This is a genomic window from Pseudomonas sp. 05N434, from assembly GCF_056396965.1.
This window is the reverse complement of sequence record NZ_JBFTMK010000111.1, coordinates 1-10,429: the sequence shown is the minus strand read 5'-3', so window position 1 is coordinate 10,429 and position 10,429 is coordinate 1. Positions and strand designations below refer to the sequence as shown.

The 10,429-nt window shown below is 59.0% G+C and carries 11 protein-coding genes; 1 reads left to right on the top strand and 10 read right to left on the bottom strand.

Features of this window, described 5'->3' with window-relative positions; genetic code table 11:
• Positions 1-269, top strand: a 269-nt coding sequence (locus tag AC1DLB_RS10005) for a hypothetical protein (RefSeq protein WP_477784946.1), incomplete at its 5' end; no start/stop codon positions are given.
• A 2-nt stretch (positions 270-271) separates the two neighbouring features.
• Here AC1DLB_RS10005 and AC1DLB_RS10000 read toward each other — a convergent pair.
• The 10 genes from AC1DLB_RS10000 to AC1DLB_RS09955 all read right to left on the bottom strand — a co-directional run.
• Positions 272-1,534 (bottom strand): phage late control D family protein, encoded by a 1,263-nt coding sequence (locus tag AC1DLB_RS10000; protein WP_477779313.1) that lies wholly within the window; start codon positions 1,532-1,534, stop codon positions 272-274.
• Positions 1,531-1,971 carry a phage tail protein gene (locus AC1DLB_RS09995; RefSeq protein ID WP_477784945.1) on the bottom strand — a complete coding sequence of 147 codons (441 nt, stop codon included), beginning with the start codon at positions 1,969-1,971 and terminating at the stop codon, positions 1,531-1,533. The genes AC1DLB_RS10000 and AC1DLB_RS09995 overlap by 4 nt, the downstream gene beginning before the upstream one ends.
• 5 nt (positions 1,972-1,976) lie before the next feature.
• Positions 1,977-4,649 (bottom strand): phage tail tape measure protein, encoded by a 2,673-nt coding sequence (locus AC1DLB_RS09990; protein ID WP_477779312.1) that lies wholly within the window; start codon positions 4,647-4,649, stop codon positions 1,977-1,979.
• Positions 4,639-4,758 (bottom strand): GpE family phage tail protein, encoded by a 120-nt coding sequence (locus AC1DLB_RS09985; RefSeq protein ID WP_041752072.1) that lies wholly within the window; start codon positions 4,756-4,758, stop codon positions 4,639-4,641. Before AC1DLB_RS09985 ends, AC1DLB_RS09990 begins: the two co-directional genes overlap by 11 nt.
• An 8-nt stretch (positions 4,759-4,766) precedes the next feature.
• Positions 4,767-5,096 (bottom strand): phage tail assembly protein, encoded by a 330-nt coding sequence (locus tag AC1DLB_RS09980; RefSeq protein WP_305426062.1) that lies wholly within the window; start codon positions 5,094-5,096, stop codon positions 4,767-4,769.
• A 54-nt stretch (positions 5,097-5,150) separates the two neighbouring features.
• The gene (locus tag AC1DLB_RS09975) at positions 5,151-5,666 is read right to left on the bottom strand and encodes a phage major tail tube protein (RefSeq protein WP_305426064.1); all 516 of its coding nucleotides are present in this window, start codon (positions 5,664-5,666) and stop codon (positions 5,151-5,153) included.
• A 56-nt stretch (positions 5,667-5,722) separates the two neighbouring features.
• A complete protein-coding gene (locus AC1DLB_RS09970; RefSeq protein ID WP_477779311.1) occupies positions 5,723-6,892 on the bottom strand; it encodes a phage tail sheath protein in 1,170 nt (389 codons plus the stop codon).
• A 161-nt stretch (positions 6,893-7,053) separates the two neighbouring features.
• Entirely contained in the window at positions 7,054-7,521 is a 468-nt protein-coding gene (locus AC1DLB_RS09965; protein ID WP_461771641.1) for a hypothetical protein, read from the bottom strand.
• Positions 7,522-7,535: 14 nt separating this feature from the next.
• A complete protein-coding gene (locus tag AC1DLB_RS09960; protein WP_477779310.1) occupies positions 7,536-8,357 on the bottom strand; it encodes a hypothetical protein in 822 nt (273 codons plus the stop codon).
• A 21-nt stretch (positions 8,358-8,378) separates the two neighbouring features.
• On the bottom strand, positions 8,379-10,429 hold a 2,051-nt coding region (locus tag AC1DLB_RS09955; RefSeq protein ID WP_477784944.1), incomplete at its 5' end, for a phage tail protein.

The following is a 10,429-nucleotide window of genomic DNA, read 5'->3' as shown; positions in this document are numbered from 1 at the left end:
CTCTTGTTTCCGCCTTTGCTCATTTTATTATCACTCAGGCGGTCGCCGTAATCGTGGCGTTAACAGTGAAGTCGGCTTCATTTTATGTAGAGGGGATGCCATCGTTTTATTATGAGGTCGTATTTGTCATGAATCGAGTGGCTTGGTTTGTTGGTTATTTTATTTATATGTATTCTATGGTTCAGATATTTAGTGCAGTATTCGCGATATTTAGAGCGACATCCTGGTTCGAAATGTACGCCGGCCAAGATAAAAATAAAGATAAGTAAACTTAGCTTGACTGCAATCGCTTCAGCTCCCGTTCAACCGCTCGTTTTGCCGTCCTTTCACTCGCATACAACCACCGTAACCGCCGCGGCTTGCTCTGATCCCCAGCTGTCACCGTCTTTTCCTTCCCGGTCTTCTTGTCGCGGTAGTACGCGATGACTCCCGTGAAGACGCCCTTGTTCTCTTCAGCCAGATCCTCAACCGTGTCCTCGGGCAACTTGCTCTCCAGCTCCAGGCTCACGGTGTAGCCACTGTCAGCACTGAGGGTGTGCTGCACGTTGCCGCCGTACCAAATGATTTCGTCGATTTCCTGTTTCACGCCCTGGAGCGTGTAGGTCAATTCCGGGATCAGATCCGGCCGGCCCATGGCCAGGGAATAGCTGAGGGTCGCGCTGCCGCGTTGCAGGCGATTGAACTCGGCACGGGCAGCGCGCAGGGCGGACTGGCGGTCGCTGTAGGTGTGACGCAAGTCCTTGAGATTTTCCCCGCCACCAGCAATGGCTTCCTGTTTCTTGGCGCTGTTCACATCGTAGAAGTAGGCCCGCACGCCATCGTAGCTGTCACGGTCGGCTTGCAAGTAGCGGTGCTGGTCGCCGTCAGCGCGGGTGAGGGTTATGTGCGGCAGGTCCATGCCGCTGGCGGTTTTACCGCCGCCGGCGGGGATACACAGCAGGCAGCCAGCCTTGACGGTGATCACCGCGTCAAACTCTTCCCCCACACGACTGATCAGATTGGCGTCGGATTCGTTGGCCTGGTCGAGTTGCAGGATGGGTAACCCATCCAGGGCGCCGGCAATGGTCGCGGTCAGGCCGTTGCCTTGGGCGATGTCCCCCAGGACATCTCCTAACGTGGTGTTGCTCCAGCTGCGCTCGCGTTTGGTTTTTAATCCTTTGCGCAGATCTGCAGACCGAGCGCGAATACTCAGCACATCCGGTGCGCCGCTGTGTTCAGTTTCGTCGACCGTGTAGGTGCCCTTATCGACCAGACCAGTATCGCTCCAGCCAAGCCAAAGGTGGATCACCGCGCCCTTAGGTGGGATGGCCAGCAGCCCGTCATGATCGCTGAGGGTGAGGCTGAGTTGGTCTGCCTCGATCCCCCGGTTGTCGGTCAGGTCCAGGCTCATCAGCCGTGGACTGATCAGTTTGGCTATGTCGTTGCCGTCGACGGTAATTCGAAACGCTGGCACCGGGTACCCGGCCTCGCGACGGTAACGTTCCACGGCGTCATCCAGAAAGCCTGTGACCCTGGAGAGGGCGGCATCGATCACAGCAACGATCTCATGATGCTGACACCCGCGTTGGTACCGGCACCGAGCAGGTCTATCCGATCATCGTCGATGCGTTTGAGGCTGATGGAAAATTCGATGCGGCGCGGTGTGCCGTCGCGGAAAAAGATGGTTTTGGTTTCGCTCAGGCTCTCAATGACCCACAGGCCGTAGATTCGGCCGCTGCCTTCCACCACGGGCCATGCTTTGCCGGTATTTGCCATCAGGCGCACGGCATCGAGGCTGAGAGCACTACCAGCCAATTCGGGGAGGATGACGCCAGGGAGGGTGATCGAGTCGTCACCGCGCCCGACAAACTGCCGTGCTGGCGCTGCTCCKAAGCGATTATTGCTGGCGTGGCGCCATTCGGTTTGACGTTGCAGCTCCTGGTAGGCGGCAGTGGAGAGGCTGAACACGAACATGCCCAAGGCAAGCATCATGGTATTTACTCCAGGTCAGAGAGTTTGCTGCGCTTGCGAGCGCCTTTTTCGCTTTCGATGCGGGCGAGCTCTGCGCGCACGGCACGGGCGATTGCTTGCGGGTCCATCCCAGGCGTTGCCGGGATGTGGATTTCGTAAGTGTCGTGGCTGTCATAAACAGAGCTGCCCGCGTTGCTGATCGGGGTACGGGTATCGACCGTTAACCCAGGCATTGAGGCTGTGCCCAACGCCATGGCGCCGGCAGTGGTGAGTTGCTTGCTCATGTCGGCCATTGCACCCAACGGGCCGCTCTGACCGCCTTCCAGCCCTTGGGTGAGGCCGGCCATGGTGAAACCGCCCAATTCTGCAAACACGCGCGACGGGCTGTGGATGCCAAGCTTTTCCTTGAACCAGCCAACCGTCGATTCGCCGATCGAGGTGATGGCGCCTTTGATTTGGCCCATACCGGCAAACAGCCCATTGACCAGACCGCTGACGATCATGTTGCCGAACTCGGTGAAGCGGTTTGGCAAATCCACGCCCAGGTAACTCAGCACGCCGGCGAACGCCTGGTAGATCAGGCCGACCGGGCTGAAGTTGGCTAGGGTGTTGAGGATGCTGCCGATGCCACCGCTGAAGCCGGCTTTGATTTCGGTCCAGGCATTGGTGAAATAGAGCTTCACCGCGTCCCAGTTTTTATAGATCAGGTACGCCGCACCGGCGAGCGTTGCGACAACCGCAGCGATGGCGAGTACCACCGGGTTCGCGGCGAGTCCCCAAAGCGCGATGCTTACAGTGCGCAAAGCGGTCAGCAGAACGCCGCCCAGGGTACTGGCCACCGTCCGAATCCCCTGCGCAAGCATGGGGAAAGCGTTGCGCGCCAGGCCGGTCAGGGTTGGGGCCAGCTTCTGCATGATCCTCAGCGTGCCGCCACCCTGCACACCGAACATGGCCAAGCCGTAGCGAACCACGGCGAAGGGACCGAGCAGGCTCGCCAAGGTCAGTGCCAGACCACCGAACATAATCGACAGACCGGCCACCAATGCCACGACTTTGACCAGACCACCGGCCAGTTGTGGATTTTCCCGAGCCCAGGCGCCGACCTTGTTGGCGATTTCGCCCAGGGTGTTGATCAGCTCTTTCAGATCTGGCGCAACGGCGGCGCCGAATTCGGCCATGGCATTGGTGAAGCTACCTTCGGCGGCTTCCATGACATTGGTGAGGGTGCCGAGCTGTTCGTTGACGCGCTTGCGCAGGTCGGCCTGGTTCTGAAGCTTCTGCTGAATCTCTCTGTATCCTGCCAGCCCCTTGTTCATCATGGTGTTCAGGGTGGTAATCGTTTCAGAGTCATCGCCGAACAGCGATTTCATGGTCGCGGTCCGGTCTTCATCGTTCAGCGTATTAAGCTTTTCGACCTGGGCAAACAGGTTTTCTAGGCCGGCGAAGTTGCCCTTGTCGTCGGTGAACTTGAAACGGATTTTTTTGCCTTCGATCTCCAGGATTTTGTTGACGTCCTTTACACCATCCTTATCCAACCCAGCCTGGAAGATTTTTCGGAAGGCGTTGCCGGCGGCGCCGCCTTCCATACTTGTTTGATCCATCATGACCAGCAGCGGTGCCAGCTCGTTGGCCGCATCGATGCCTGATTTTTTGATGGTGTCCAATACCGGCGAAATTTTGCTGAAGCCCTGGAGCATGTTGGTCGGGTCAACGCCCGAGTAAAAACCGCGCTGGATGGTATCCATCAACGCCATCATGTCCTTCTCGGAAGTGCGGGTGGCATCTTGCATCTTGGCCGCGAATTCGGCGGCTTCGGCCACTGGCATTTGCAATTGCACACCCAGGTACGCCGCTGCTTCACCGGTACCGCCGAGAATGCTCTGGGCGCTGAGACCTTGGCGCCGGAGCATCGTCATCATTTCCTGAAAGTCGGCCGTGGTACCGGGCAATCGGTCGCCCAGTTTGGTGGCGAGGTCAGTGATTTTCTGGAAGTCCTCAGCGACCTTGCCATTGCCATCCATCATCGACACTTTCAGTTGTGTGGCTGAGTCTTCGTTCGGCGCAAAGGCGCCAATGGCTTTGGCGATGGGGCGGCTTGCCGCATAACCCGACCCCAGTCCGGCGGCGCCATTCATGGCCATGTTGCCGGCCAGGTTCTGGGTCTTCTCCATCTTGCTGCGTTCGATCGCCAGGCGTTTTTGTTGCGCGTTCAGGGCGACCAGGCGTTTGCCCTGTTCGCTGATGCTGGCGTTGGTGGCGCCGATCTGTTCGCGCAGCTGGCGCTCGTGGCTGCTGAGGTCCTTGGTGCTGATGCCGGCGCTGTACAGTTTCGTGCGTAGCGTCTGGAGCTGTTCACTCTGCTGCTGGTGCTGTTCTTTAAGTTTCTGTGCTTCACGCACGGCGGTGCGGAAATCTTTGGCCATGGCCTTGGTCGGCACACCGGTGGCAGCGAATTGCTGGCTGAGTGCCCGAACCTTGTCGCGGGCGGCACCGAGAGCTTGCTCGGTTTGTTCGGCCGCAGCGCGCTGGGTACGCCAGGCGCTGACATCCTTCTGCTGTGTGTTGAGCTCCTTGAGGCGGTCACGAGCATCCTTGAGGGCGCGTGCGGCGCCGATGCTGCCATTGTTGATGGCCTTCAGTGGACCGCTCGCCCGGTCGATGGCGTTGAGCAATACCTGAAGTTTTAGATCATTCGCCATCGGTGGAGCTCCGCACCCTGGCGCGCTCGCGCCAGTCCATCAGTTCTTGCAGGCCCAACTGATCCATGTCCGCTGGCGCCCAGTGAAAAACCACAGCCAGGTCGGCCATGGCGTCCTCTACGCAACGAGGGATGCGTCCGTCTTCACCGACCTCTGCAACAAAAAACCGGAAATCTTGCTGCCACAGGCGAGCAGGTCGGCCGGGTCCATTCCGGCTGCTTCCGGGGCGGTAATGCCTGGGCTGGTGATGCGTGGCAGGATCTTGATCAGAGTGGCCACGTCCATGTTCAACAGTTCAACTAGCTGGACGCCGCGCAGCTCGCCTGACGCTGGTTTGCGTAGGGTGAGGGTGTCGATGGTGGTCTTGCCGCGTTTGATCGGTGAATCGAGGGTGACGGTGTTGTCATCGACAGGCGGTAATGCTTCTACGGTGTCTTCAGGATTCATGGGAGGCTCCAGATTTCAGGGTGGGCCGTCCTCGATTGAGCACGGCAGGGCGGATCAAAGGCCGATGGCGGCGCGCTGTTTTTCCAGCATGTCGACGCCGTTAACCTTCTCGATGAAGTTGAGCAGATCGATCTCGATGATTTCTTCGTTATCGACGATCAGCTTGTAGTAGGTGCATGTGGTGGTGATGCTGTGTTCGGTGTCTTCACCGGGCTGGGCATCGCCCATTTCGATGGTTTCGTGGCGGCCGCGTACGACGATTTCCACGGCGCTGACTTCACCGGTGTCGTCCTGCTGAAACGAACCGGCGAATCGCAGCTGCACACCCGAAGCATTCACAGTGCCGAACTGACGCAGCGCGATCAGGTCCAGGCCGCCGGTCTTCCATTCGAATTGAATGCCGTCATCGGAGAAGCCCAGATCCGCCTTGACCGGGCCGTTCATACCGCCGCCGCGATAGGCTTCCATCTTGCGGCCGAGCGGGGGCGGGGTAACGCTTTTGGCAACGCCCTGGTAGCTATTGCCGTCGTTGAACAGGTTCATGTTTTTGAGTTTGCGAGGCATGGCCATGGCGGTGTTCTCCGGTGTACTGACTCGGGGTGACTCCCCTCACGGGAAGCCCCGGTTTAGCTGTTAACTTTGTTGGCGAACTGGATCAGGTAACGGTCGGTAATGCGCTGACGAAGGGTCAGATCTTCCAGTGGCGGTACCGGCGTGTAGTCGTAATCGAGGACGAGCTTTCCGGCCTTCAGGCTGTCTTTGTCGTTGATGTCATCCGGGTACCAGCAGCTCCCGCCAATCAGGTAGCCCGCTGTGACCAGTTCGCGGAACTTGGCGTTGATGCTCTCGATCATGTCGCGCACCAGAGAGGCATGCATGGGCCTGTCCACAGCCCACATCTGCGCCTCGGCCATGGTGTCGGCAAGGATCTGCGCGGTACGGGTGTAGTTCTCGAAAGCGAATAACGGATCGTCGCTGCACGTCCGACTGCCCCAGAAGCGAAAGCCGCCCTCGTTGATCAGGGTGGTGACCTCGTTACTGTTGAGGTAGTTGGCATCGGTGGCGGGGTTTTGCAGATCCCAGAACACGTCGGCGCTGATGCCGGTCACGCCGTTGACCGCAACGTTGGACAACGTTTTGTGCCAGCCCACCTCCTGGTCGATCTTGGCRCGCAGGCCCAGCGCGCGAGCCACGGAGGAAGCCTTTGCGGTTGCGTTGGTGGTGGTGTTCCAGTTCTGGAAGTCCGGCCAGATGACCATGACTTCCCGGGCGCCGAAGTTTTCGCGGTAGGCGACGGCTTCTTCCTTAGTCTTGCAGTTCCAGGCGCTGACGTAGTTAAAGGCGCGCAATTGTTGACCGATAGCGACCAGGGCGCTGGCCACCGGTTGGCTGTCCAGACCAGGTACCCCGAGAATGCGTGGCACCAGGCCGACCTTGGCCTTGGCGGCGAGCAGGGCTTTCATGCCGGTGTATTTGCCGTCTGAGGTGGTGGTACCGATCAGGGCGCTGGTGGTTGCTGCTTCGGTTGCCCCTTCCTTGACACGCACCACGATCACGTAGGGTTTGGTCTGGTCGGCGATGGCTTGGAGAGAGGCTGCCAGGGTGCCCTTGGTACCGGCCTTGGCAATAGCGGATTGCACGTTAGTCAGCAGAACCGGTGTGTCCAGTGGGAAGGCGGTGGCATCAGCGTCTTCGGCCGTGCAAACCATGCCGATAACAGCGGTGGGGATGGTGCGAATGGGGCGGGTGCCGTCGTTGAGTTCGATGACCCGCACGCCGTGGAGATAATCGGCCATGGGTTTGCCTGCGCAGTGAATGAGATGACAGTGCGCAGGCTGCCGCGTGCGCGCCTGATCGGCGAGCACTGGAGATTGTGAGAGCGGGGATTACAGGGAGAAGTGCTGATCTTGTCTCCTGGACCGCTTTTACGGCCCAGGGTTTGGAGCAAGGGCAGGGGTTAAATCGCGTCCAGCTCGGCGGTAACCAATTCGCCAGCGGCGACCACCGCTTCGACGGTGGTCAGCTCTGCCAAAGACGCCTTGCCGCCGATGCGGGCTGCCTCGATGCGAGCCGCCACTGCCAGCCAGGCATCACGGGCTTCAATCACCCGATTTGCCTGCGCTTGTGGGGTGATCTGCAATGCCTCGGCTTCTGCCTTGAGCAACACGTAGTCGCTGGCATCCGCTGGCGAGCCGGCTGCGATGTAGCGCTCGGCTTCGTTCGCCTTGAGCAAATACATTGCATCCTGGCCATCGATGCGTGTGGCATTGCGTGCGCGAGCCTGTGCCACAGCCGCATCAATCCCTTTCTGAACCTGCTCAGCCGCAGCCCCCGCCAGCACCAACACCGGGACTCCTACCGTCAACGCATCCTCGACGGTAAACGCCGAATAAAACTGCCCTTCATATGTGAAATTAAGCCGCATTTTTAGTCACCGATTTAAACAAGGTTTACGTTAGTAACGACACTTCTGGTCGCGCCATTGGAGTCAAAAACAACGCCAGTCAAATAGTCACCCGACCATTTCGCGCCAGCCGGCAAGGTATTGGATTGCGCCGCAAAAATAATCGGACTACCGGCCGTTTCGATTAATGGCGTGTTCTTAACCACCGGACCCACGCGGCTGATCTTGTTCAAGTACAGCGAGACAATGCCGGTTTGCCCGTTGATCGTGTGACGAGTCAGCGCGGTATCGCCCAGCTCGATCTCACACCCGGTCACATGAACCATGCCCATCGGGCGGTCATAGCGACGGAAGAAACCGGTGTAGACGTTGTTTGTCGTTGACTCGGGCTTCGAATAATTGGCTGTGCGAATGCGGACGCTCCCCAAAACAACGGTGGAACTGTCCAGCATAAAACCGGTGGTCGAGTTGTCCTGATTCCCCGCGCCGTCAGCCCCGTTTGCCTGCACGCAAATGTTGCGCAGGGTGGGCATCACCGTCTCACCCTCGGCGACAGTAATTGTCAGGTTCTTGGATGCGACGAAAATCAAACTCTCGATCACATGTTCATGACCAGACAACCGGACGTAACCACCACCGCCGTAAGGAATGGTATTCACGGCCTTCGCCACCGTTTTAAACGGTTTGAGTTTGTCGCCCGTGCCGGCGGCATCATCGCCAGTAATAGCGTTCACGTAGTAAGTCTTGTTCATCGCCGGGACCGCACTTATCGCAGCGGCCACGGAGTCTTTAATGCTCTTCTCTTTGTCCTGAAACATTGCAACAAGGCGAGTAGCCTCAGCCAGCAGTGCCGACATGCCCATAATGATTCCCCTGCTTTATTTCTGTTTAAGTTGCGAAACTTCGTTTTTAAGCACCTGGATCGACTCACCCATTTCCGCGATCGAGTCTTTTTGCGTCATGTAGCCGCGCATCAAATTCACCAAGCTGGTGGTGCAGTCGCCCGCCAGGGCATCGACCGCTGCTGCCGCCCAGCCCCCTTCGTGGTACATCGGATAAACGGGGTAGCGCAGGTACAACCCGCCGGCACCCTCGATTTTCGGCAGCACCGCGTAGATGCCCGAGGCACGTACAAGCCGAGGCGTTCCGGCGCTATCCAATACCCAGCGTGGGCTCGCCCCTGTATCCGCTGGATCGGGATCTAGCACCGTGTCAGAGAACATCTCGGCCGGCGTGAGGTAGTGCCGAGAGCTATCGCTGCGTCCAGTCCAGGCGGTTTGCGCAGTTGCACCATCGCCGACCGCGGCATTTACCGTGGCGATGCCGTAAGGGTTCCAGCCCTCCAGCGGGGTACGCAAAATCAGCTCCAACGGAATCGCGTAGCTGTTGCGGTAGGTTTGGCCATCGGCCACAAAGGACGCCACCTCAGGGCGGGTGTTGGACGCAACGAACAACGTCGGGTCGTTGTAACTTCGCAGGCCCTTGGTGCGGCCGCTGGCGTTACGCTCGTGCCCATACCGGCGGTTGTAGTAAGCCGCGTTCAGCAGCTCGGCGCTGTCCCACTTGGTCAGCTTGGTCACCACGCCGCTGTCGGTGTACTGCTCGACCAAGTTCGCCCCGGCGCCGTTCAGCCCTGGAACCTTGGCCATCAGTTCATCGAGTAGGTCGATGGTTGGGGATTCGTTGTACGCGCCCCAGGTTGGATCGGCCGACAGCTCACGGTTGATACGCCACCGCTGACGGCGGCTTGTCGCCACCTGAGGCCCCGTCAGGTTTGCGTGCCAACGCTGTAACGGCAGATCGAGCGGGGTGACGAGTTTTTCAACGGGGTAATCCCCCACGCTGCCCACGTCTGCGACCGATATGCGGTAGCGCCAGGCCACGTACTGCGGCCGCCCAGTCTTAGAAACTTGCCGTACTGAGCCGGGGATGAACGATCCGTTTTCATTTCGGCCGCTATAGCCGGTGGCGCCCATCAACAGGGTGCGCGACAACAGGTCGCGATAGCCGTTGATTTCCTCCAGATGGCGGAAGCTTTCAAAGGTGTCGTTCACCTCGTCGGTCAACAGCTCCGGCCAGATTTCCAGCACCGACAGGTTCCAGCGAAAGTGGGGCTGATAGTCGCGAATCGACGTGTCACGCGCAGCAAAGGCCCGAAAGTATTCACGCATTTCTGCGACCTTCGCCGGAATGCCGACCGCCGCATTCACCGACGCCGGGGCTGCTGGTGGGGCAATGTCCACCATGGCCAGGTAGTTACCCGGCGCAGCGCTGCGCAGGCGGTAGTCGTTGTGCCGCGTCCTGACCATGTGGCCGTTGATCATAGCCGCGATTTCACCCAGCCCCGGAGTGGCCAGCAGGTTCGGGTGGTTGTGCAGGTTGATGGCCGAATAAGCGCCGTCGAACGTGCGGTTGAACGACTCGGTACCGGCAGAACCGTATTGGCGACTGCCCAACACCCCCGACTGGCCAAAGGTGCGGAAAATTTCCGCCAGGTATTCCGACTGGCTCGACTCGGCGACCCAGTCGGTTTCGATGAAATTGGTCAGCGGGTAGTTATGGGTTTTGCCTTCTGCATGTTCGGCCGACAAGTCCTTTTTGATGCTGGCCAATTCGACTTCAACAAACTCTTTCACCCAGGCACGGGTCGCCTGAATGACCGAGCCGTCGAGCATCAACGTCACGTTGTCGGCATTGCTGGTGGTGAAGATAGTGCGAATGTTGATTTCGCGACCGGCACCGGTGGCAATGAGCGGCTTAAACGACTCAGGGTATTTGCCGATGGCGTACAACACGCCGGTGTCGGTCCAGACGGCCACTTCACGAATCCAGAAGCCACCGACGTTTTGAGGAATGATCGCCTCGACCACCAGCCAGGCCGTGTTTGTTTTGTCTTGATACAGGTTGCTGAAGCTGCCTTCCCAGACCG